The sequence below is a fragment of the Arthrobacter antioxidans genome (assembly GCF_023100725.1).
GTDB lineage: Bacteria > Actinomycetota > Actinomycetes > Actinomycetales > Micrococcaceae > Arthrobacter_D > Arthrobacter_D antioxidans.
The window spans coordinates 2,486,345-2,508,666 of sequence record NZ_CP095501.1; the positions used below are offsets into that span (position 1 = coordinate 2,486,345).

26 protein-coding genes and 1 other RNA gene are annotated in these 22,322 nt (G+C 70.3%); 12 read left to right on the forward strand and 15 right to left on the reverse strand.

Going from position 1 to position 22,322, the window contains the following annotated elements; genetic code table 11:
• Nucleotides 1–5 precede the first annotated feature (5 nt).
• Nucleotides 6–971 carry a zinc-binding dehydrogenase gene (locus tag MWM45_RS11415; RefSeq protein ID WP_247826548.1) on the reverse strand — a complete coding sequence of 322 codons (966 nt, stop codon included), beginning with the start codon at nt 969–971 and terminating at the stop codon, nt 6–8.
• Nucleotides 972–1,103: 132 nt separating this feature from the next.
• Here MWM45_RS11415 and MWM45_RS17775 point away from each other — a divergent pair, with 132 nt between their 5' ends.
• Nucleotides 1,104–1,178, forward strand: coding sequence for a 50S ribosomal protein bL37 (locus MWM45_RS17775; protein ID WP_369299106.1), 75 nt, complete (start codon nt 1,104–1,106; stop codon nt 1,176–1,178).
• Between the two features lie 142 nt (nt 1,179–1,320).
• Here the strand turns inward: MWM45_RS17775 and rsrA are convergent, their stop codons facing one another.
• A complete protein-coding gene (gene rsrA, locus MWM45_RS11420; protein WP_043446197.1) occupies nt 1,321–1,581 on the reverse strand; it encodes a mycothiol system anti-sigma-R factor in 261 nt (86 codons plus the stop codon).
• Nucleotides 1,578–2,273 (reverse strand): sigma-70 family RNA polymerase sigma factor, encoded by a 696-nt coding sequence (locus MWM45_RS11425; RefSeq protein WP_197060679.1) that lies wholly within the window; start codon nt 2,271–2,273, stop codon nt 1,578–1,580. The genes rsrA and MWM45_RS11425 overlap by 4 nt, the downstream gene beginning before the upstream one ends.
• 330 nt (nt 2,274–2,603) lie before the next feature.
• Between MWM45_RS11425 and MWM45_RS11430 the strand changes: the two genes are divergently transcribed.
• From MWM45_RS11430 to MWM45_RS11480, 11 genes are all read left to right on the forward strand, one after another.
• Nucleotides 2,604–3,119 (forward strand): DoxX family protein, encoded by a 516-nt coding sequence (locus MWM45_RS11430; RefSeq protein WP_418909687.1) that lies wholly within the window; start codon nt 2,604–2,606, stop codon nt 3,117–3,119.
• A gap of 5 nt (nt 3,120–3,124) precedes the next feature.
• Nucleotides 3,125–4,495: a 3-phosphoshikimate 1-carboxyvinyltransferase gene (gene aroA, locus MWM45_RS11435; RefSeq protein WP_247826550.1), complete on the forward strand. Its 1,371-nt coding sequence runs from the start codon at nt 3,125–3,127 to the stop codon at nt 4,493–4,495.
• On the forward strand, nt 4,492–5,622 hold the full coding sequence (gene rsgA / locus MWM45_RS11440) for a ribosome small subunit-dependent GTPase A (protein ID WP_247826551.1): 1,131 nt from the start codon (nt 4,492–4,494) through the stop codon (nt 5,620–5,622). The genes aroA and rsgA overlap by 4 nt, the downstream gene beginning before the upstream one ends.
• A 162-nt stretch (nt 5,623–5,784) precedes the next feature.
• Nucleotides 5,785–5,988: a cold-shock protein gene (locus tag MWM45_RS11445; protein ID WP_043446208.1), complete on the forward strand. Its 204-nt coding sequence runs from the start codon at nt 5,785–5,787 to the stop codon at nt 5,986–5,988.
• A gap of 135 nt (nt 5,989–6,123) precedes the next feature.
• Nucleotides 6,124–6,933 carry a histidinol-phosphatase gene (hisN, locus tag MWM45_RS11450; RefSeq protein ID WP_247826552.1) on the forward strand — a complete coding sequence of 270 codons (810 nt, stop codon included), beginning with the start codon at nt 6,124–6,126 and terminating at the stop codon, nt 6,931–6,933.
• Nucleotides 6,934–6,960: 27 nt separating this feature from the next.
• Entirely contained in the window at nt 6,961–7,725 is a 765-nt protein-coding gene (locus tag MWM45_RS11455; protein WP_247826553.1) for a class I SAM-dependent methyltransferase, read from the forward strand.
• 31 nt (nt 7,726–7,756) lie between these two features.
• On the forward strand, nt 7,757–8,680 hold the full coding sequence (locus MWM45_RS11460; protein WP_247826554.1) for a metal ABC transporter substrate-binding protein: 924 nt from the start codon (nt 7,757–7,759) through the stop codon (nt 8,678–8,680).
• On the forward strand, nt 8,677–9,480 hold the full coding sequence (locus tag MWM45_RS11465; protein ID WP_247826555.1) for a metal ABC transporter ATP-binding protein: 804 nt from the start codon (nt 8,677–8,679) through the stop codon (nt 9,478–9,480). The genes MWM45_RS11460 and MWM45_RS11465 overlap by 4 nt, the downstream gene beginning before the upstream one ends.
• Nucleotide 9,481: 1 nt before the next feature.
• On the forward strand, nt 9,482–10,381 hold the full coding sequence (locus MWM45_RS11470) for a metal ABC transporter permease (protein WP_247826556.1): 900 nt from the start codon (nt 9,482–9,484) through the stop codon (nt 10,379–10,381).
• Nucleotides 10,378–11,112, forward strand: coding sequence for a metal-dependent transcriptional regulator (locus MWM45_RS11475; RefSeq protein WP_247826557.1), 735 nt, complete (start codon nt 10,378–10,380; stop codon nt 11,110–11,112). The genes MWM45_RS11470 and MWM45_RS11475 overlap by 4 nt, the downstream gene beginning before the upstream one ends.
• 132 nt (nt 11,113–11,244) lie before the next feature.
• A complete protein-coding gene (locus MWM45_RS11480; protein ID WP_247826558.1) occupies nt 11,245–12,345 on the forward strand; it encodes a carboxylate-amine ligase in 1,101 nt (366 codons plus the stop codon).
• 82 nt (nt 12,346–12,427) lie between these two features.
• Here MWM45_RS11480 and MWM45_RS11485 read toward each other — a convergent pair whose 3' ends face one another.
• From MWM45_RS11485 to MWM45_RS11540, 12 genes are all read right to left on the reverse strand, one after another.
• The gene (locus MWM45_RS11485; RefSeq protein WP_247826559.1) at nt 12,428–14,578 is read right to left on the reverse strand and encodes an alpha-galactosidase; all 2,151 of its coding nucleotides are present in this window, start codon (nt 14,576–14,578) and stop codon (nt 12,428–12,430) included.
• 41 nt (nt 14,579–14,619) lie between these two features.
• Nucleotides 14,620–14,847, reverse strand: a complete 228-nt coding sequence (locus MWM45_RS11490; protein ID WP_156135189.1) for a hypothetical protein — start codon at nt 14,845–14,847, stop codon at nt 14,620–14,622.
• Nucleotides 14,848–14,972: 125 nt separating this feature from the next.
• Nucleotides 14,973–15,340, reverse strand: a transfer-messenger RNA (tmRNA) gene (gene ssrA / locus MWM45_RS11495).
• A gap of 116 nt (nt 15,341–15,456) precedes the next feature.
• Nucleotides 15,457–15,831 (reverse strand): hypothetical protein, encoded by a 375-nt coding sequence (locus MWM45_RS11500; RefSeq protein ID WP_247826560.1) that lies wholly within the window; start codon nt 15,829–15,831, stop codon nt 15,457–15,459.
• On the reverse strand, nt 15,828–16,301 hold the full coding sequence (gene smpB / locus MWM45_RS11505; RefSeq protein ID WP_043446231.1) for an SsrA-binding protein SmpB: 474 nt from the start codon (nt 16,299–16,301) through the stop codon (nt 15,828–15,830). The genes MWM45_RS11500 and smpB overlap by 4 nt, the downstream gene beginning before the upstream one ends.
• 64 nt (nt 16,302–16,365) lie before the next feature.
• On the reverse strand, nt 16,366–17,931 hold the full coding sequence (locus MWM45_RS11510) for a peptidoglycan DD-metalloendopeptidase family protein (protein ID WP_247826561.1): 1,566 nt from the start codon (nt 17,929–17,931) through the stop codon (nt 16,366–16,368).
• A gap of 5 nt (nt 17,932–17,936) precedes the next feature.
• A complete protein-coding gene (gene ftsX / locus MWM45_RS11515) occupies nt 17,937–18,851 on the reverse strand; it encodes a permease-like cell division protein FtsX (protein WP_247826562.1) in 915 nt (304 codons plus the stop codon).
• Nucleotides 18,848–19,552: a cell division ATP-binding protein FtsE gene (gene ftsE, locus MWM45_RS11520; RefSeq protein WP_043446234.1), complete on the reverse strand. Its 705-nt coding sequence runs from the start codon at nt 19,550–19,552 to the stop codon at nt 18,848–18,850. The genes ftsX and ftsE overlap by 4 nt, the downstream gene beginning before the upstream one ends.
• A gap of 168 nt (nt 19,553–19,720) precedes the next feature.
• A complete protein-coding gene (gene prfB, locus MWM45_RS11525; protein WP_247826563.1) occupies nt 19,721–20,836 on the reverse strand; it encodes a peptide chain release factor 2 in 1,116 nt (371 codons plus the stop codon).
• A gap of 37 nt (nt 20,837–20,873) precedes the next feature.
• A complete protein-coding gene (locus MWM45_RS11530; protein ID WP_269076547.1) occupies nt 20,874–21,386 on the reverse strand; it encodes a pilus assembly protein TadG-related protein in 513 nt (170 codons plus the stop codon).
• Nucleotides 21,387–21,406: 20 nt separating this feature from the next.
• Nucleotides 21,407–21,925: a hypothetical protein gene (locus MWM45_RS11535; RefSeq protein ID WP_247826564.1), complete on the reverse strand. Its 519-nt coding sequence runs from the start codon at nt 21,923–21,925 to the stop codon at nt 21,407–21,409.
• Nucleotides 21,906–22,322, reverse strand: a complete 417-nt coding sequence (locus tag MWM45_RS11540) for a TadE family protein (RefSeq protein WP_247826565.1) — start codon at nt 22,320–22,322, stop codon at nt 21,906–21,908. Before MWM45_RS11540 ends, MWM45_RS11535 begins: the two co-directional genes overlap by 20 nt.

The window sequence follows — 22,322 nt, forward strand, 5'->3', positions numbered from 1 at the left end:
GCCGCTCAGTGGCGGAAGACGATCTTCCCGAACAGCTCGCCGTCGAGCATGCGCTGGAAACCCTGGGCGGCGTCGTCGAGCGGGAGGACGGCGTCGATGACGGGCCGCACCCCGGTGGCCACGAGGAAGCGCGTCAGCCGGATCAGCTCGTCCCGCGTGCCCATCGTGGAGCCCAGCACGCGCAGCTGCAGGAAGAACACCCGGTTGAGGTCCGCCGAGGGTGCCGCGCCGCTCGTCGCGCCGCATGTGACCACCGTGCCGCCCGGTACGAGGGATTTCAGGGAGTGGGCCCAGGTGGCCTCGCCCACGGAGTCGAAGACGACGTCGACGCGCTCGGGCAGGCGGGCGCCGGCGTCGAAGGCCTGCTCGGCCCCGAGTTCGAGGGCCCGCTGCCGCTTCTGCCCGCTGCGGCTCGTCGCCCACACCCGGTAGCCGGCCGCCGAGGCGAGCGCGATCAGGGCCGAAGCGACCCCGCCCCCCGCCCCCTGGACGAGCACCGTGGACCCGGGCGCCGCGGGTGAGACCGTGAACAGCATGCGGTACGCCGTCAGCCACGCGGTGGGCAGGCAGGCCGCCTCCTCGAAGGACAGCTCCGCCGGCTTGGGCACCAGGTTGCGCGCGGGGACCCAGACGTAGTCGGCCATGGTGCCGGGGTGGCGTTCCGAGAGCAGGGAACGCTTCGGGTCGAGGGTCTCGTCGCCGCGCCAGCCGTCCGAGGAGACGACCCCGTGCACGATCACCTCGTTGCCGTCGTCGTCGATCCCCGCCGCGTCGCAGCCGAGGACCATCGGCAGGCGGTCCTCCGGCAGCCCGACGCCCTTCAGCGACCACAGGTCGTGGTGGTTCAGGCAGGAGGCCATCACCTTCACCCGCACGAAGCCCTCGGGCGCGTCGGGGACGTCCAGGTCACCGACGGTGAGGCCGGCGAGGGGTGTGTCCGCGGACTGGGTTGCTGCGTAGGCGGCGCGCATGCATGATCTCCTTCGATGACGGATGGTCCCCCAATCCTAGGCGGCGGGCTGTTTAGGCGACGCCCGTGGCCGTGTGGGAGACTTGGGTGCAGTTCTGCACGACTACAGAGCCTGAAGAAGAAGGAGGCAGCCATGAGCAAGCGAGCACGCAAGCGTCGCGACCGGAAGCGTGGTGGCGCAAACCACGGTAAGCGCCCCAACACCTGAGTCCAGGCGTACAGAGCGTCCTCGACATCCGAGGATGCACGCACAGAACCTCCGGCCCCTGAAGGGACCGGAGGTTCTGTGTTGATCGGGTTCTGTGTCGATCAGGTTCTGTGTCTACAGCATGCTGCGATCTGCTGCGCCGTCAGTGGTCCACGGTCTTGAGGTGGCTGATCCGGTCGAGGATGCTCGCCTTGAGGGTCGACGGCGCCACCTCGGTGCAGGACCGCTTCACGACAGACCTGATGACGCACTCGAGGTCATGCTCCTCGGCGCACTGCGGGCAGTCGTTGAGGTGGTCCTTGATCTCCACGAGGTCCTGGTGGGACAGTGCACCGTCCAGGTATTCGTACAGCCGCTCGATCCTCGCGTCGGCGCAGTCGCCCATGTTCCCGCAATCGCTCATTTCTCCATCTCCTCTTCCTTGCCCTTCGTGCCCGCTGCGACCTTGGCCTTCGCGCCAGCTCCGGTGCTGGCGCCGAGCCCGCGATCGCGTGCATACTCGGCGAGATGCTCGCGGAGCAGCTTGCGGCCGCGGTGCAGCCGGGACATGACGGTCCCGATGGGCGTGTTCATGATTTCTGAGATCTCTTTGTATGCGAAGCCCTCGACGTCCGAGAAGTACACCGCGAGCCTGAATTCCTCGGGGATCGCCTGGAGCGCGTCCTTGACGTCCGAATCGGGCAGGTGGTCGAGCGCCTCGACCTCGGCCGAGCGGAGCCCCAGGGAGGTGTGCTCGGCGGCCTTGGCGAGCTGCCAGTCCTCGATGGTGTCCGAGTGCGACTGCAGGGGCTCGCGCTGCCTCTTCCGGTACAGGTTGATGTAGGTGTTGGTGAGGATGCGGTACAGCCACGCCTTCAGGTTGGTACCCGGCTTGTACTGGTGGAAGGCCGAGAACGCCTTGGTGTAGGCCTCCTGCACCAGGTCCTCCGCGTCGCTGGGATTGCGGGCCATGCGCATGGCGGCCGAGTAGAGCTGGTCGACGTACTGCATGGCGTCGCGTTCGAAGCGCGCCTTGCGATCGGCGTCCGACTCCGTCGACACGTCCAACTGTGCGTCTTCGGCCTGGCTGCTGCCTGCGGGGGCTGTGGTATTCATCGTGCTGAAGTCTACGCGCCCCGGGCGTCGCGACGCCGTGATGTCAGGGCGCCGAGGAGACGTCGACAACTGGAAATCCGGTCTGTCGACCGGCGCGGTCCGTGTCCCTGTCATACCGAATCCCCTTCCTGTTCCGCTGTCCGTTACGCCTGTTCCAACCCCTCCCGGCATCCCCTTATTCCTGTGCCGTCCCTCCCCGTGCCCGCAACCCCACCCGTCGGCCCGGGTCGCGGATCGTCCCCGGAGGTGGGGCGTGCAAAACTAGAGCCAGCGTGCTTCGTACTCGAGAACCCGATGTCCGGCCGACCCGCCGGCAACCAGGAGGCAGTTGTGACCCTTGTCCGCGTAATAGCCCGACCCTTGATCGCCAGCAGCTTCGTCGTGAGCGGCGTCGATCGACTCCGCACCGCGGGTGCCACGGCCCCGCAGCTCAAGCCCGTCCTCACCGGCGTCGCGAAGATCGTCCCCTCGGCCGGCGCGATCACCGGCAACGAGAAGCTCGTGGGCCAGGTCCTCGGCGCCACCCAGGTCGGCGCGGCCGTCCTGCTCGGCATCGGCAGGTTCTCCCGGGTGGCAGCGCTGCTGCTGACGCTCACCACCACGGTGAACGCGCTCGTCGACTACCGTTCGGCCGACGCCTCGAGCCCCGAGGGCAAGAAGGCACGCCGCTCCCAGCTGCTCAAGAACCTGTCCCTGATCGGCGCCGTCCTGCTCGCCGCCGTCGACACCAACGGACGCCCCGGCATCGCCTGGCGCGCCGAGCACCTCGCGACGGATGCCAGGAGGCAGCTGAAGAAGGCGGACAAGGCCGTCCGCAAGACCGCGTCCGACGTCGTGGGTTCCTAGGCTCCATGGCAGCGTCATCAGGCGGGGCGCCCCACCGGACCGGGTGGAGGGCGCCCCGCCTGACCCGTCCCGTGGACGCCGACCTCTCGGTCCCCGGCTCCAAGTCCCTCACCAACCGCTATCTCGTGCTCGCCGCCCTGGCCGACGGCCCGTGCCGCCTGCGCCGCCCCCTGCACTCGCGTGACTCGGCCCTCATGATCGCGGCGCTGCGCTCGCTCGGTGCCGTCATCGAGGAGGTCCCCGGCGACGGCGACTTCGGCCCGGACCTCCGGGTGATCCCTCTCCAGGACGGCGCGCCGACCTCCCGTGCCGTGGACTGCGGCCTCGCGGGCACTGTCATGCGCTTCGTACCCCCGCTGGCGGGCCTGGTCTCGGGCACCACCACGTTCGACGGCGATCCCCACGCGCGCCGCCGCCCCATGGGCAGCATCATCGACGCCCTCCGGGGCCTCGGCCTCCGGATCGACGACGACGGCGCCGGGTCCCTTCCCTTCACCGTGCAGGGCGAGGGCCACGTCCGCGGCGGCCGCCTGGTCATCGACGCCTCCGCGTCCTCGCAGTTCGTGTCGGCGCTGCTGCTCGTCGGCGCGCGCTTCACCGACGGACTGCACCTCGAGCACGTCGGCAAGCCCGTGCCCAGCCTCGACCACGTCCGCATGACGGTCGAGGCCCTGCGGGCGGTCGGCGTCGCCGTCGACGACTCCGTGCCGAACCACTGGCGCGTCTCCCCCGGCCCGATCACCGCGTTCGACGCCGCCGTGGAACCGGACCTCTCCAACGCCGGCCCCTTCCTCGCCGCCGCCGTCGTCACGGGCGGCACCGTCCGCGTGCGGAACTGGCCCGAGGGCACCACGCAGGTCGGCGACGCCTGGCGGCGCATCCTGCCCCTGATGGGCGCCACGGCCGACCTCGCCGGCGGGGTGCTCACCGTCACCGGCGGAGCGTCGATCGCCGGCGGGACCTTCGCCGACACCTCCGAGCTCGCCCCCACCGTCGCCGCGCTCTGCGCCCTGGCCACGACGCCGTCGACCCTCACCGGCATCGCCCACCTCCGCGGGCACGAGACGGACCGGCTCGCGGCGCTCGTCACCGAGATCAACGGGCTCGGCGGGGACGCGGAGGAGACGGCCGACGGCCTCGTCATCCGGCCGGCACCGCTCCACGGCGGCACGTTCAGCACGTACGACGACCACCGGATGGCCACCGCGGGCGCGATCATCGGCCTCGCCGTGGATGGCGTGGACGTGGAGAACATCGGCACCACGGCCAAGACGATGCCCGAGTTCCCCGACCTCTGGGCCGCCCTCGCGAGCACCGCGGGCGGACCGGGGTCCAACGGCGCGGCGGTCCCCACCGCACCCGTGGCCAGGGCATGAGCGAGACCGGCAACCGCCGCGGCTCGCGGGCATGGGACGAATCCGATGTGCGCATCCGCCCCAACAAGAAGGGGACCCGCCCGCGCACCAAGAACCGTCCGGCCTACGACGACGCCGTGACGGGCCGCGTCGTCACGGTCGACCGCGGGCGGTACACCACGGTGGTCGACGAGGGCACGCCCGACGAGCGGACGGTCATCGCCGCGCGGGCCCGCGAACTGCGCCGCAACGCCGTCGTCGCCGGCGACCTCGTGGCCCTCGTCGGTGACCTCTCGGGCGGCCCCGACTCCCTCGCGCGCCTCGTGCGCATCGAGGAACGGACCACGGTCCTGCGCAGGAGCGCGGACGACACCGACCCGGTGGAGCGCGTGGTGGTCGCCAACGCGGACCAGCTCGTGATCGTCGTCGCGGCTGCCAACCCCGAGCCGAGGACGGGCTTCATCGACCGGGCGCTCGTCGCCGCCTACGACGCCGGGATCGAACCCCTGCTGTGCATCACCAAGGCCGATCTCCGGGATCCCGCTCCCCTGCTCGCGAACTACGAGCACCTGGACCTCCGCGTCATCATCAGCAGGACGGACGACGCCGTGGGCATCGCCGCCACCTCCGACGACGGCGAGTCGGCGCACCTGTCCACCGCCGCCGTCGACGCCCTGAGGGAGGAGCTCGACGGGCAGGTGAGCGTGCTGCTCGGCCACTCCGGCGTCGGCAAGTCCACCATGGTCAACGCCCTGACGGGATCCACGCGCGCCACGGGCGGTGTGAACGCGGTGACGGGCAGGGGGCGCCACACCTCGTCCTCGGCACTCGCCCTGAAGGCCGCTGATGCCGCGCCCGGCACCTGGATCATTGACACGCCCGGCATCCGGTCCTTCGGGCTCGCGCACGTGGAGGCGGACAGGATCCTCAAGGCGTTCCCCGACCTGGAACCCGGGACCGAGCGCTGCGAGCGTGGCTGCCGGCACGACGACCACGCCGTCGGGTGCGGCCTGGACAGCTACGTGGCAGAGGGCCTCGCGGGCGACTCCGGCCCCGTGCGCCTGGCCTCCCTGCGGCGCCTGCTCAGCGCCGGGACGGCCGAGGCGCGAGGCAGCTCACACGACGCCAAGGAACTCGGACACCAGTGATCGGCCCGAACACTGGTAGGCTCATGTCTGTTGTTGTTTGCGCATTACATCTCTAAGCCTTGACCCTCCACCTGGAGTTCGACAGCTTTTTTGATAAGCGGGTAACGAACTGCACGATGAGCCCCGAACGTCGGGACGCTCTCACATGGTAAGGAAATCTCAATGGCTACTGGCACAGTGAAATGGTTCAACGCCGAAAAGGGCTTCGGCTTCATCGCTCCCGAGGACGGCGGCGCTGACGTGTTCGCCCACTTCTCCGCGATCAACTCGAACGGCTACCGTTCCCTCGAAGAGAACCAGAAGGTCAACTTCGAGACCACCCAGGGTCCCAAGGGTCCCCAGGCCGAGAACATCACCGTTCTCTAATTCTTCCGACACCGCCTGGCGGTGACGGTCGGAAAGCCACCGTGCGGCGCAAGCCCTCGGTGGCTTTCTGCTGTTCCGGGCCGCTCCCCGCGCCGCCGCACGGCATGCGCCCACCGAGACGATAGGTTGAACGGTATGAGTTTCACGCAGGGCTACAACGACGACCTCCGTCTCGCCCACATCATGGCCGACTCGGTGGACGACCAGACCATGTCGCGCTTCAAGGCGCTCGACCTGCGGGTGGAGACCAAGCCGGACCTCACCCCCGTCACGGACGCCGACAAGAGCGCGGAGGAGGCCATCCGCGGCCAGCTCTCCCGGGCCAGGCCCCGTGACGCGGTCCTCGGCGAGGAGTTCGGCAGCACGGGATCCGGATCACGCCGCTGGGTGATCGACCCGATCGACGGCACCAAGAACTTCGTGCGCGGCGTCCCGGTCTGGGCCACCCTCATCTCGCTCATCGACGACGGCAAGCCCGTCGTCGGCCTGGTCAGCGCTCCCGCGCTGGGCAAGCGCTGGTGGGCAGCGCAGGGCACCGGCGCCTACACCGGGAAATCCCTCGCCGCCGCGCAGCGCCTGCGGGTCTCCAACGTCTCACGCCTCGAGGACGCGTCGCTGTCCTACTCCAGCCTGGGCGGCTGGCGCGAGCGCGGCACGCTCGCCGAATTCGTGAACCTCACGGACCGGGTATGGCGGACGCGTGCGTACGGGGACTTCTGGTCCTACTGCCTCGTGGCGGAGGGCGCGGTGGACATCGCGTGCGAGCCGGAGCTCAACCTGCACGACATGGCCGCGCTCGTGCCGATCGTCACCGAGGCCGGGGGACGCTTCACCTCCCTCGACGGCGAGGACGGACCTCACGGCGGCAACGCACTCGCAACGAACGGCACCCTGCACAGCGAGGTGCTGCGGACCCTCAACCCCGATGTGGATGACCTGCTCTGACGGCACCCGCAGCATGACCGGCCCGCCATGGTGACGGGCGGGCCTCGGCTCGCGGAGGAACGCCGCAGGGATCTCGCCGGCGCCTACCTGTCCGGGGCCGGCCGCTACGACCGCGTACGCCCCGGCTACCCTGCCGCCGTCGCCGACTGGATCATTCCCGCGGGCGCACGCCGCGCCGCCGATATCGGCGCCGGGACCGGCCTCTTCACGGAACTGCTCGTGGAGCGCGGGCTCACGGTGACGGCCGTGGACCCGTCCGAGGACATGCTGGCCGTCCTCGCGGGCAGGCTGCCCGGGGTCCCCGTCGTCCGGGGCACCGCGGAGGAGTCGCACCTTCCGGACGCCTCCCTGGATCTGCTCACCCTGGCGCAGGCGTGGCACTGGTGCGACCACGCCGCCACGGTCCAGGAGGGGGCCCGGATCCTGAAGCCGGAGGGCCGGCTCGCCCTGCTGTGGAACCAGCTCGACGTCTCGATCCCGTGGGTGCACCGCCTGTCCCGGATCATGCACGCCGGTGACGTGTTCTCGGCCGCCTACCGCCCCGTGGTCGGGGCCGCCTTCGACGCCCCGGAGGAACTGGTGGTCCACTGGACCCAGGAACTGGACGTCCCCGGTGTCCTCGACCTCGCGCGGTCTCGTAGCTACTACCAGCGGGCGGCGCCCGCGCTGCGGGCCCGCGTCGAAGCGAATCTGCGGTGGTACCTCACCGACTACCTCGCCTTCGCGGGGGACGCCACCCTCCGATTGCCGTACTACACCCATGCCTGGCGAGCCTCCCTGCGGACGGGCTAGATTTCGGCATGCCTAAACGTTAGGTTTAGGCATGCCTCAATCGACGCGGCGCCAGTCCGTACGGGCCATGGTCCTCCGGTGCCTGGTCCTCGTCCTCGTGGCGACCGGGTGCGCCCGGCAGGCCCCGCCGTCCTCCGCCCCGGACGACCGCCCGCGCGTGCTGACGACCTTCTCCGTCCTCGCCGACCTCGTCGACACCGTGGGCGGCGGGCACGTCCGCGTCGAGTCGATCACCAAGGTGGGAGCGGAGATCCACGGCTACGAACCCACGCCGTCGGACCTCGTCCGCGCCCAGGACGCGGACCTCGTCATCGACAACGGCCTGGGGCTCGAACGCTGGTTCGAGCGGTTCCTGAACTCCGTCGACGCACCCCACGCCGTCCTGTCCGACGGCGTCGAGCCCATCGACATCCGCACCGGCGACTACCGGGGACGGGCGAACCCCCACGCATGGATGTCCCCCGTCGCCGCACAGACCTACGTGGACAACACCGTCGAGGCCCTCTCCGGGCTCGCGCCCGATCACGTTGCCGACTTCGAGGCGAACGGCGAGCAGCTCAAGGCGGACCTCGCGGACCTGCTGACCGGCTTCCGGGAGGACCTCGCGGATGCCGACGTCGCGGCGCTGGTCACCTGCGAGGGTGCGTTCTCCTATCTCGCCCGCGACGCCGGGCTCCGGGAGGCGTTCATCTGGCCGGTCAACGCCGATTCCGAGGGGACGCCGCGGCAGATCCGCTCCGTCATCACGTTCGTCGAGGAGAACCGCGTGCCGACGCTCTTCTGCGAATCCACGGTCAACCCCTCCGCACAGGAACAGGTGGCCCTCGCCACCGGGGCTCGGCTGGGCGGGACGCTCTACGTGGACTCGCTGTCCGGCCCCGAGGGTCCGGTGCCCACCTTCCTCGACCTCATCCGGTACGACCTCGACACCATCGCGGAAGGACTCACACGATGACCACCCACCGGGAGGCGGAGCCCGTGCCCGTCATCGACGTGCGGCACCTCACCGTCCGCTACCACGACGTGCTGGCGCTCGACGACGTCAGCGTGCGCCTCGCGCCCGGGCGGATCTGCGGGCTCATCGGCGTCAACGGGTCCGGGAAGTCGACCCTCTTCACCGCACTCATGGGTCTCCTCACGCCGCAGGAAGGCTCCGTGGAGCTCTTCGGCACCTCCATCGCCCGGGCCAGGAAGACCGGGCTCGTCGCCTACATGCCGCAGGCCGAGGGGGTCGACTGGACCTTCCCGGTGTCGGTGTCCGACGTCGTCGGCATGGGCCTGTACGGGCGGCTCGGGACGGCGCGCCGGCTGCGGGCGGCCGATCGGGCGGCCGTGGACGACGCCCTGGAGCGCGTGGGGTTGTCGGACCTGAGGAAGCGCCAGATCGGGCAGCTGTCCGGTGGGCAGCGCAAACGCGTGTTCATCGCCCGGAGCATCGCCCAGGACGCCCGGCTCCTGCTCCTCGACGAGCCCTTCGCGGGGGTCGACCGGTCGAGCGAGCACACCATGACCGCACTGCTGAAGGCGCTGCGGGACGAGGGGCGGTCGGTGCTCGTGTCCACGCACGACCTCGCGGGCGTGCCGGACCTCTGCGACGAGGCCGTCCTCCTGCACCAGCGCGTCCTGGCGCAGGGCGAGCCGTCGCGGGTCCTGACCCACGACAACCTCGCCCTCGCCTTCGGTCCCCTGCCCGCCGGCATCCCCTCCGCCTCCCCCGCCCCCGATGCGGCTCCCTCCTCGAACGGAGCATCCTGACATGGACGTCCTCGCGTTCCTCCTCGAACCGCTCCAGTACGGCTTCCTCACGCGCGCCCTCGCCGTCACCGTCGCGGCGGCCGTCGTCGCCGCGGTGCTCTCCTGCTGGCTCATCCTCATGGGGTGGTCGCTGATGGGCGACGCCGTCTCGCACGCCGTCCTGCCCGGCGTCGCCCTCGCCTACATCATCGGCATCCCCTTCTCCATCGGCGCCTTCGTCTTCGGCATCGGGGCCGTGGCGCTCATCGGACTGGTCCGGTCCACCACCAAGCTGAAGGCCGACACCGTGATCGGCGTGGTCTTCACCGGCCTCTTCGCCGCCGGTCTGGCCATCGTCTCGGCCACGCCGTCGCAGATCGACCTCATGCACATCCTGTTCGGCAATGTGCTCGGGGTATCCGACGGCGATGTCCGGCAGGTGCTGGTCCTGGGCGCGCTGACCCTCACGGTCCTGCTGGTGAAGCGGCGTGACCTCACCCTGCTGGCCTTCGACCGCACGCACGCCCACGTGATCGGCCTGAACACCCGGTTCCTGTCCGCGCTCCTCCTCGGCCTGCTCGCCCTCACCGTCGTCGTGGGCCTCCAGGCCGTGGGCATCATCCTCGTCGTGGCCATGCTGATCACGCCCGGAGCCACGGCGTTCCTCCTCTCCCGCAGCTTCGACCGCATGCTGGTGATCGCCGTCGTGCTGACCGTGGCCGCGTCCGTGGCCGGCATCTACGCCAGCTACTACCTCGACATCTCCACCGGCGCCGCCGTCGTGCTGTGCCAGGCCCTCGTGTTCGCCGTCGTCTACCTCGTGGGCAGGCCCGACGGCGTGCTGTGGCAGGCACGACGACGGCGCACGGCGGCCGCTCCGTCCGGCACGCCGGACGCGTCATCGCTCCGGGACGCCCGATGACGGGCCGCCGGGGCGCGGTGCTCAGCATCGAATCGACCAGCGTGCAGGACTACGTGAAGGCCATCTACGCGTTCACGGAGTGGCAGGCGGACCCGATCACCGCCACGCATCTGGCCGCCCGCCTCGCGGTCGCCAACTCCTCCGTCACCGGGATGGTCGGCAAGCTCGTGGACCTGGGCCTGGCCGAGCACCGCAAGTACGGGCCCATCAGCCTCACGCCGTCGGGCCGGGCGCTCGCCCTCGCGATGGTGCGCCGCCACCGGCTCATCGAGACCTTCCTCGTCACGGAGCTCGGCTACGGCTGGGACGAGGTGCACGACGAGGCGGAGCTGCTCGAGCACACGGTCTCGGAGGCCTTCGTCGAGCGTCTCGACGTGAAACTCGGCCGGCCCGCGCGCGATCCGCACGGTGACCCCATCCCGGGCGCGGACGGCCGTGTCCGCTACCCGCCGGCGCACCGGCTCGACGGCCTCGACGAGGGCCACCGCGGCAGGCTCGCCCGGGTCAGCGACGACGATCCCGATGTGCTGCGCCTCCTCGACCGGCACGGCGTGGCCCTCGACGCCGACCTCCTGGTGGCCCGACGCGGCGCCGGTCCGCTGATCGAGCTGCGCCTCGGCGTGGGCCCCTCCGCACCGAGCCTCTCCGCGGACGGGACCCTCGCGCAGGCGCTCTGGATCGAGAGCACGGCGGCACACGAGGGCTGCACGCTCGACGCCGGGCTCGGCTGACCGGACCCGTCCTGGACCGGTCATCCCGGCCGCGTCACCCGGGGCGGCGGAACCACGCCCGCGCGTCGCGCCCTCCTAGACTGGTCGGGACCTGCAACGCCCCGCGCCCTGCCAGCTGAACGGAGTGCCCCGATGACCACTCTCGGTCTCGAAGAGGAGTACCTGCTCCTCGACCCGCGGTCGGGACTGCCCGCCCATCACGCCGCCGAGGTGGAGGGCATGCTCGAATCCCACCCCGAGGTCGGCCCGGACGAGATCCAGCGTGAGCTGCGGTCGTGCCAGATCGAGACGGCCACCCCGGTCTGCTCCACCCTGACCGAGGCGGAGGAATCGCTGCTGAACTTCAGGAGGAGGTTCGCGGACGCGGCCGCCCGCACGGGGAGTATCGGTGCGGCGACCGGCACGGCACCTCGGATCCCCCAGGCGTATCCGGAACTCACCGACAAGCAGCGCTACGAGGACCTCCGGGCCAGCGCCCCCGGTATCGTCGGCGACCAGTTCGTGAACGGCCTCCACGTGCACGTGGGCGTACCGGATCCCGAGCGGGGCGTCCAGGCACTCAACCGGATCCGGCCGTGGATCCCCCTGCTGGCCGCCCTCGGCGTCAATTCGCCGTACTGGCTGGGCCGCGACAGCGGGTTCGCCAGCTGGCGGGTCATCCACTACCGGCGCTGGGCCGTCCAGGGGATCGCCCCGTACTTCGCCGATGCCGCCGACTACGAACGCCGGATCACGCGGCTCGCCGCCACGGGCGCGATCCTCGACCGCGGTGTCCTCACCTGGGTGGCGCGGCTCTCCGACCACTACCCCACGCTGGAGCTCAGGGCATGCGACGTCCAGCTCGAGGCCCAGGACTCGGTGCTGCTCGGCGCCCTGACGCGCGCGCTCGTCGTCACGGAACTCCAGGCGGCCGAGGCAGGCACCGCTCCCCTCGTCCCGGATCCGGAACTGCTCGACGCGGCCCTCTGGCAGGCCGCACGCGACGGCATGGGACGCCACCTCGTGGACCTCGCCACGGCGGAGCCGGTGCCCGCGGAGCGGCACCTCGCGGCCTTCCTCGAGCACGTCGGCCCCGCCCTCGAGGCCGAGGGCGACACGGACTGGGTGAAGGCCGGCCTCGAGACCATCGCCGAACGCGGCACCGGCGCACAGCGCCAGCGCCGCGCCATGCACGACGGCGGCCCCCAGGAACTGCTGTCCCTCTACACGGAGACCCTCACGTACGAACCGTGAGCGCCGGGCGCCTCCCGGGTCGGGCAGGACCGTTCACGGGGACGACGCCGGCATGCGCCGCCGTCGTCCCCGCGCGCACCCCCTACGCGCCGACCGCGCGGAACTCGATCAGCAGGCTCTGCTCGGGCAGCAGCACGGGTGCCTGGACGCCGGCCTGGGCCAGGGCGCGGCCGGACAGGCGCACCGGATCCCCGTCGAGGGCCCGCTGCAGCCAGGCCAGCGGCGACTGTCCGTTGCCCGGATGCCCCTCCTCCGGGACCGCGGGGCGCACTTCGTACAGCGCCTCGGGGTCCAGTCCCGGGAAGGTCAGGGGCCCCGGCGGGTAGCTCGCGCTCGACGCGGTGAGCGAGTAGCCGAACAGGGCGCGGCGCCGGTCCCCGGACACGATGCCCCGCAGGTCCATCGCGGGGTCCGGGCACTCGGCATGCACCACGCTCCCGCGGTGCAGGTCGTCGCGCCAGGACCGGTGGAGGCCCACGTAGCGGCCGAGGATCTCGTACTCCGCCTCCGTCAGGTCCGAGATGTCCCATTCGATGCCGAAGTGGCCGAAGATCGCGGTGGCGGCCCGGAACGGCAGGGTGTGGGCGCGGCCCGTCGAGTGCGAGACCGGACCGCCGATGTGCATGCCCAGCAGTTCCGGCGGCACGACGAGGCCCGTGTACTTCTGGTTCACGAGCCGTTCGATCGGGTCGATGCAGTCGCTCGTCCAGATGCGGTCCGTCCGTGCGAGGATCCCGAGGTCCACGCGTGCACCGCCCGAGGCGCAGCTCTCGATCTCGAGGCCCGGATGACGGCGGCGCAGTTCGTCGAGCAGCCGGTAGAGCGCCTCGACGTGCCGGTGGACGGCGGCCTGGCCCGTGCGCGCGTCCGCCGCCTCGAGCAGGTCCCGGTTGTGGTCCCACTTGACGTAGGCGATGTCATTGTTCGTCAGGATGTCGTCGAGGCGTTCGAGGATGTAGGCGTAGGCGTCCGGATGGCCGAGGTTCAGCACCTGCTGCTGGCGGCCCGGGAGCGGCAGTCGGCCTTCCGCCTGCAGGATCCAGTCCGGATGGGCGCGCGCCAGGTCCGAATCGGTGTTGACCATCTCGGGTTCGAACCACAGGCCGAACTCCATGCCGAGGCGCCGCACGTGGTCGATGATCGGCGCCAGTCCGTCGGGCCACACCGTCTCGTCCACGTACCAGTCGCCGAGGCTGGAGGTGTCGTCGCGCCGCCCGCGGAACCAGCCGTCGTCGAGCACGAACCGTTCGACGCCGAGGGACGCCGCGCGGTCCGCGAGGGCCAGCAGGCGCGGGAGGTCCAGCGCGAAGTAGACCGCCTCCCACGTGTTGAGCGTGACCGGCCGGGGCCGCTGCGGGTGCGAGGCCCGGGCCCGGAGGTCCCGGTGGAACCGGCCGGACAGTTCGTTCAGACCGTGTCCCCAGGACCCGACGGCCGGCGGGGTGGAGTAGCTCTCCCCCGGTGCCAGGACGACCTCGCGAGGGGCCAGCACCTCGCCTGCCGCGAGGAACACGGAACCCGCGGGGGTCTTCTCGGCGAGCACCTGCTGGTTGCCGCTCCAGGCGAGGTGGATGCCCTGGACGTGGCCGTGTTCGAACCCGAAACCGCGGGTCCCCGCAGCGAGGAGGACCGTGGCGTCCGCGCCCGGCCTGCCGCGCCTGCTCGTCCGCGTGTAGGTGCCCGTGGTCAGCGCGTGGCGCTGCGGCGACCGCTCACGCAGGTGCCGCCCGGTGGTGTCGAGGATCTCGGCCGCCGTGTGGTGCAGCGGGAAGAACAGATTGAGCGCGCGCACCTCGTAGTCGTCGTCGCCCGTGTTGGTGAGCTCCAGGCGCTGCGTGAACAGGCCGGACGCCGTGAGGCCGAGGTGCGCGCGCACGGTGAGTCCGGCGTCGTCGTCGCGCGCCTCGACGAGTGCGCCGTCGCCCTCGGGCTGCCGGTCCATCGAGGTCACCGTGAACCGCGGGTAGAGCTGGGCGCCCGCGCGGTCGCCCGTCAGTCCGGGGGTCCCCTGCCAGCCGGCGGACTCGAGGGGCAGGAGGGTCAGGAGGGCCGGGACGTCGATCCCGCCGGACACGCGCTGGGGCTGGTGTGCCGCGGTGATCCCGCGCAGCTCGTCGAGGCTGACGTCGCCGAGGCCCGGACCCCAGTAGGCGATGGTCGGCATGCCGTGGGGATGCGGATCGAGCACCACGCTGGTGCCGCCGCGGGAGAAGTGGAGGGGTTCGGAGGTCATAGGTTATTTTTATCGTGTAAATAACCCCTCGGGCAACATGCCTACCGTGCGCGCGTGTCCCGCCGGAGCAGGCCGGTGATCAGGCAGAGGAGACCGAGCAGCAGGGGGATCAGGGTGTAGAGCGTGTGGGTTCCGCCGAGGTAGCTCATGGCGAAGATGTACACGAAGGTGCTGCCCACGAGGATCCAGCCGAGCACGATCAGGCCGCGGCCCCGACGGGGCGGTGGTAGTGGAGGGAGCCACGACGGCGTCCTGTCAGTCCAGCTCATGGCCCCAGTGTAGTTCGCACGTCCGGCTCCCGTGCCGTGCCTCCGCCCTTGCCGACGCAGTACCGGCCTGCCCCGGGAACGACGAAGCGCCCCGCCGGAGACCGGCGGGACGCTTCGTCCTGGTGTGGTGGAGATGGCGGGAATTGAACCCGCGTCCGATGCAGTGTAGTCAGGGCTTCTCCGGGCGCAGTTCGCGTCGGTTTTTCTCGGCTCCAGTCATCGTGCGAACGAGTGACTGCCGAGCCCAGTTGTATTAGAGTCCCCCCGGTCCCTACAACGAGGACCGGGAGCAGTGGCCCTCTAAATGACGCCAGTATCCGGGGCGAGAGCAAACCCGGGCTGACGGACTAGCTAGGCTGCTTAGGCAGCGAGAGCGAAGTCAGTGCGCTTTTGTTCGGCACTTATTGTTTTACAAGGAGCGTTTACGAGATAACCCTGTATCCTCGGCCCGCTTCCCCTGTCGCGACTAACATCGTCGAAACCTGTCATCCCCATGTTCAGTTATCAAATGATTCCTGCGCTGTGCGGCCCACCGGCCGTCCAGTTCCTCTACTCTACCGCACCCGCGTGGCCCGCCGGCAGGACTTCGCCGCCGGTGAACGGGCGGTGCTACTGCCCCAGCGTGACGCCCAGGATGACGACGGGCGACTGCCAGAGCCGCACGACCACGAAGGCCAGGGTGACGAACGCGATCCCGAGGGCCGCCAGCGCGGTGGTCGCGGCCTGCTTGCGGCGGAAGCCCCACCAGAAGATGGCTGCGTTCAGGAGCAGCAGGACGGGCGAGATCCAGACGAGGACCTGCGCGAAGAAGACGTAGATGAGGAAGACGAACGGGATCAGGGAGAGAATCCCTACCGGCACCACGATCAGCAGCAGGATCAGGTCCACCAGGGCGCCGAGGGTCACCCACCAGGGCCGCTTGTACCTCAGCTCCGACGGCTCGGGCTCGTCGTCCTCCTGGGTCTCCCAGAAGACATCGCTCATGCCCCGAGGTTCTTCTCACGCATGGCGCGCAGCGCTTCCCGGTTGTCCTGCTTCTCGCGCAGGGTCTGCCGCTTGTCGTAGTCGCGCTTGCCCCGCGCGACGGCGATCTCCACCTTGGCCCTGCCGTTGAGGAAGTAGAGCTGGAGCGGGACGAGGGTGAAGCCGGACTCGCGGATCTTCTGCGAGATCTTGGTGAGTTCCTCGCGGTGCAGCAGCAGCTTCCTCCGGCGACGCGCGGCGTGGTTGGTCCAACTGCCCTGCGAGTACTCGGAGATGTGGATGCCTTCGAGCCAGAGCTCGTCGTTGTAGAAGACCGCGTAGCCGTCGACGAGGGAGGCGCGTCCGGCACGCAGGGACTTCACCTCGGTTCCCATCAGGGCGAGCCCGGCCTCGTAGGTGTCGAGCACGGCGTAGTCGTGGAAGGCCTTCCGATTGGTGGCCACCACTTTCCGGCCACTTTCCTTCGGCACGGCGATACTCCTTCTCGCGACACTGCTGCGGACGGCGGCCCGCGGGTGGGCAGTGCCTTCCATCCTACGACCCGAGCAGGCCCAGCGGGTCCACGAGCGTGCCGTTCAGCATGGTCTCGAAGTGGAGGTGGCAGCCCTGGGAGTTCCCGGTGGTGCCCGTGTAGCCGATCAGCTGGCCCGCGCTGACGCGCTGCCCCACGGAGACCACGTAATCGGTGAGGTGGTAGTAGTTCGTCGCGAGCGCGTTGCCGCCGACCACGCCGTGGTTGAGGACGATCCGGTTGCCCGCGCCGGGCAGCACGTTCGAGTCCGCGTACCAGACCTCGCCGGCGGCGGGCGCGTACAGGGGCGTGCCGCAGCCCACCCCGTAGTCGATACCCGTGTGCACGTAGCCACCCGTGCCGTTGAAGTCGATGGTCCCCACCGGCGTCGGGCGCCACCCGAAGCCTGACGAGATGGGCCCCCCGACCGGCGACCGCAGGCCGAACGCGGTCGGGGTCGACGGCGCGGCGGCGGGAGGGTCCGGGATGACCGGTGCCACGGGGGCGACCGCCTGGGGCTGCACCGGAGCGGGCGCGGGCTTGTTCGCGGCGGCCGCCTCGGCCGCACGGCGTGCCGTCTCCGCTGCTGCGGCGGCTTCGGCGTCCGCCCTCCGGCGGGCCTCCTCGGCGGCGGCCGCGGCCTCCGCCTCGGCGCGGAGGCGTTCCTGCTCGGCCTTCTGGCGCGCCTCCTCGGCCTTGCGGGCCTCCTCGATCTGACGGCGCTGGCGCTCGGCGATGTCCGCGTTGACCTGCTGCTGCGCCTTCTCGATGCCGGCCAGCTCCGCCTCGATGACGGGCTTCTGTTCCTGGAGCTTCGCCGACAGGGCCGAGGTGTCGGCCACGAGCCGGTCCACCTTCGCCTTCTCCCCTGCCGCGGCGTCGCGCGCCGACTGCTCCGCGGCGAGGGCGGCGTCAGCCTTCTCCTTGAGCTTCGCGATCTCGGCCTCGACGGCGATCAGGCGCGCCTGGCTGTTCGCGTTCGTGGCGTTCTGCTCGGACAACCGGGCCATCGCGGCGTTCTGGCTGCGCATTGCCTGGTCCACCATGTCCATCGACCGTGTGAAGTCCTCGACGCCGTCGGCGCCCAGGAGCAGCGACACGTTGGTGGGGACCCCGCCGTTCTTGTAGGCCTCGGTGGCGATCTGGCCGATCACCTCGCGGGTCTCGTCCATCTCCTGCCGGTCGGCGCGGAGCTCCTCGGTGATCTTCGTCTTCGTCTCCTGCGCCAGGTCGACGCGCACCGCGAGGGCCCCGACGTCGTCCGCCGCCGTCTCGACCCGGCCCTGGGCGTCCGCCAGGGACTGCTGCGCTGCGGGGAGTTGCCCCTGGTAGGTCCTGAGCGCGCCGATGGTCTCGGCGATGTCCGCATCGAGGTACTCCATGGACTGCTGGACCTCCGCGACCTCGTTCTCGAGGGCGCTCTTGCGGTCGTCGAGCTCGTCCGCCACCACCGGGGAGCCGAGGGCGAGAGCCACGACGAGCGCGATCGATGTCCCCGCGGCACCGCGGACGAGGTGCGTCCGCTGGTCCTGCCGCGCCCACCACGATGATCCTGTTGCGCGCACGTGTCCCCGGGCATTGAGCATCATCGCGGTCAGACCTTTACGTATCGTCGAAGAGTGAGCAGGGACGAGATCCCCGCGAGGAGGGCACCGAGCAGGATGAGCGCCGGGACCAGGAGCAGGACCTGCTGGGAGGAAATGAACGCCGTCTGCGGGAAGGCGTTCACGAGCCAGCCGTCGATCAGGAAGCGCGAGGCCCCCCACAGCGTCGCCGACGCGAGGACCGCCCCGATCACGGCGGCGATCACCCCCTCGAGGATGAACGGCAACTGGATGACCGCCTTGGACGCGCCGACCAGGCGCATGATGCCTGTCTCCCGGCGGCGGCTGAAGGCCGAGAGCCGGATGGTCGTGGCGATCAGCAGGATGGCGCAGAACGTCATGATGCCGGCGATCGCGAGGGCGACGACGGATGCCCAGTTCATGTAGCGGAAGATCGCCTCGAGGAAGTCCCGCTGGTCACTGACCGCGTCCACGCCCGGCTCGGAGGAGAAGGCCTCGTCGATGACCTCGTACTTCTCGGCGTCGACGAGGCTGACGCGGAAGGATTCGGGCAGCTGGTCCGCGGTGACGGAGTCGACGATCGGCGAGTTGGCGAACTGGTCGCGGAAGTGGGCGAGTGCCTCCTCCTGCGTCTCGTGGGTGACGGTGTCGACGTAGGGTGCGAACTGCTCGGACCCGAGCTTCGCCTCGATGGCCGCACGCTGGTCCTCGGTCACCGGTCCGGTGGCGCAGGCCGCTGCGGAGGAGTTGTCCACGCACAGGTAGATGGTGACCTGGACGCGGTCGTACCAGTAGCCCTTCATCTGGTTGATCTGCAGCTGGAACAGGCCGGCAGCACCCACGAAGGTCAGCGAGATGAAGGTCACGAGGATCACCGAGGTGACCATGGACAGGTTGCGGCGGATGCCCGAGCCGATCTCGGACAGGATGAAGGCGACCCTCATCCGGCCATCGCTTCGGGCCGACCCACGTAGATGCCCTGCGCGTCGTCGCGCACCACCGACCCGCCGCGCAGCTCCACGACGCGCTTGCGCATCGTGTTCACGATGTCGTCGTCGTGCGTGGCCATGACCACCGTGGTGCCGTTCTGGTTGATCGTGTCGAGGATCTTCATGATGCCCATGGAGGTGGTGGGGTCGAGGTTCCCGGTGGGCTCGTCGGCCAGCAGGATCCCGGGACGGTTGACGATCGCGCGCGCGATCGCGACGCGCTGCTGCTCGCCGCCGGACAGCTCGTGCGGCATGCGGTTGTTCTTGCCCTCGAGGCCCACGGTGGCGAGGACATCCGGCACGGTCTCGCGGATGACGGCCCTGCTCCTGCCGATGACCTGCATCGCGAAGGCGACGTTCGCGAAGACCGTCTTGTTGGGGAGGAGGCGGAAGTCCTGGAAGACGACGCCGATGCCCCGGCGCAGGCGGGGCACGCGCCAGCTGGGGATGTTCGCGACGTTCTGGCCGGCCACGTAGACCGCGCCCCGGGAGGCCCGCTCCTCCTTGAGCACCAGACGGATGAAGGTCGACTTGCCGGAGCCGGAGGCGCCCACGAGGAAGACGAACTCACCGCGGTCGATGTCGAGGGAGACGGCATCGAGGGCGGGCTGCGACGTGGGGTCGTAGGTCTTCGTGACGTCGTCGAATCTGATCATGATCACTCTGCGCCCGTGGATCGCCGGGGCACGGGCATTGGCTCGGGGAAGGGAGCGCCGGCTCCTCGACTATAACGACTTGTCGAGAAACGCCCCTTACCTCTGCGGTGTGTCGCGGGCAAGAGCTGGAGCAGAAAACAAGTGATTTGCGCCGGAAGACGCGTAGCCCTACCCGGCGTCGTTGCGGTTGTTGGTGCGCCAGCGGATCCCGGCGTCGATGAAGTCGTCGATCTCGCCGTCGAACACGGACGACGTGTTGCCGACCTCGTGATTGGTGCGCAGGTCCTTGACCATCTGGTACGGGTTCAGGACGTAGGAGCGCATCTGGTCACCCCAGGAGGCCTTGACATCGCCCGCGAACGCCTTCTTCTCGGCGTCCTCCTGCTCCTTCTTGAGCAGCAGGAGCCGGGACTGGAGCACCCGCATGGCGGCGGCACGGTTCTGGATCTGCGACTTCTCGTTCTGCATGGAGACGACGACGCCGGTGGGCAGGTGTGTCAGGCGCACGGCCGAGTCGGTCGTGTTCACCGACTGGCCGCCGGGGCCCGAGGACCGGAAGACGTCGACGCGGATCTCGTTGTCCGGCACCTCGACGACGTCCGTCCCCTCGATCAGCGGGATGACCTCGACCGCGGCGAACGAGGTCTGGCGGCGGCCCTGGTTGTCGAAGGGGCTGATGCGGACGAGGCGGTGCGTCCCGGCCTCCACGGACAGCGTGCCGAAGGCATAGGGTGCCTTGACCTCGAAGGTCGCGGACTTGAGGCCCGCCTCCTCCGCGTAGGAGGTGTCGAGGACCTGCGTGGGATACCCGTGGCGTTCGGCCCACCGCAGGTACATGCGCAGGAGCATCTCGGCGAAATCGGCGGCGTCCACGCCGCCCGCGCCGGAGCGGATGGTGACCACGGCCTCGCGCTCGTCCCACTCCCCGGCCAGCAGCGTGACGATCTCGAGGTCGTCGAGGGACCTGCCGAGGGAGACGAGCTCCCTCTCGGCCTCGGCGAGGGTGTCCTCGTCGTCCTCGTCCTGTGCGAGCCCCACGAGGACCTCGAGGTCGTCGATCCGGCTCTCGAGGGTCTCGAGGCGCTCGAGGGCGGACTGCCGGTGCGACAGCTTCGAGGTCACCTTCTGCCCTGCGGCGGGATCGTCCCAGAGGTCGGGGGCCCCCGCTTCCTCGCTCAGCTCCTCGATGTCCTTGCGGATCCCCCCGACGTCGGAGACCTGCTCGATGGACTGGTACTTGGCGCGGAGGGCGCGGATCTCTGCGGGAAAATCGGTGGTTGCCATGGTCCGTCCAGCCTACGTCATGGGCTCTCCCGCCCGTCTACCGGACCAGCTGGGCCCGCGCATCCGCCTGCGCGACGATCGGGATGCCGGCGGGTACGAGGAAGTTCACGAGAGGCGGGCGGACGACGGCGGTGAGGACGACCCGCGCGGTCCGTCCGTCCTCCGCCCCGGTGGACGGGTCGACGGACAGCTGCTCGAACCGGGCACGCGCCCCGGTGGCGGCGAGGTAGCCCGCCGCCGACTCCTCCACCCCGGCGTCCTGCAGGGCCGGAAGCGGGGTCGTCGTGCCCTCTCCCGGCCCTCCGACGTCGATGCTGTAGTTGTCGGCGGCCGCGAGCGCCGCACCGTCCGCCACCGACAGGAGCTTCTTGTGGTCGATGTAGACGGCCGAGACGGCGAGGACGACGGTGACCACGAGGAGACAGACCAGGAGGTATCCGATGACCAGGACCCCGACCTGCCCGTCCTCCGGGTGGCCGGCTGCTGCGCCTGCGCCGCCTGCTGTGTCCGTGCTGCCTGCTTCTTCGGCGCTGCCTCCGTATCGGGTCATCCGAAGCGCTCCACATCGGGTCATCCGAAGCGCTCCACGATCTGGGTCGAGGTGGCGTCCACGGTGGCCGCCGAGGGATGGGTTCCCGCGATCGCGGGGATCAGCGGGAGGGGGACGTCGAGGCGGACGACGACCGTCACGGTGGTCCCCGGCGTGAGGCACTGATCGCTGCAGGCGATGTCCACCACGGCCTGCTCCGGGCCGAAGCCGAAGTCGGCCAGCGCGATGCGGGCCGCCTCGCGCGCCCTCGCGTCGGCCTCCTGCGGCGTGGGCGCGTCCACGTAGACCTTCGCCGCCTGGTCGGCGGCCCCGACGACGGCGAAGGAGCCGCCCTGGAGCTGCCCGACCGTCAGGACGAGGTAGACGACCGGCACCAGGAGCAGCACCCCCAGGAACACGAATTCCACGACGGCGCTGCCGCTCTCCGCCCCGAGGAGCCGGCGTCCTCGGGGCGGAGGGCCTGCCGCGATGGCGCCGGCCCTCGGCGTGCCGCGGTGTCCGGGCCGGCCGGCGGTCCCCTCAGGACGGGAGCGCAGCATGGCCGCGCACCTCCATGATCCCTGCCGGTCCGACCAGTCCGATGACGGGCAGCGGAGCGCGGACGACCACCTCGAGGGTCCTCACGCCGCCGACCGTGCTCTCACCGACCGAGACGTCGGACCCGTAGGCATCGGCGAGCGACCCCCGGATGAGATCCTCAGTACGTCCGACGGCGTCCTGCGGGGAGCGGTCCGCGAGCGTCCCGTAGCGGGCTCCCGAGGCGGCGGCATCGATCAGCGTGTTCCGCACGTGCAGGACGAGCGTCAGCTGGATGATCGCGATGAAGACGACCGTCAGCAGACCTCCGACCAGGGCGAAGTCGACGACGGCGGCACCGCGCTCCCGGTCCTCGCGGCGCTCGCGACTCGTGCTCGGATCGACCAGCGGGAAGGTCAT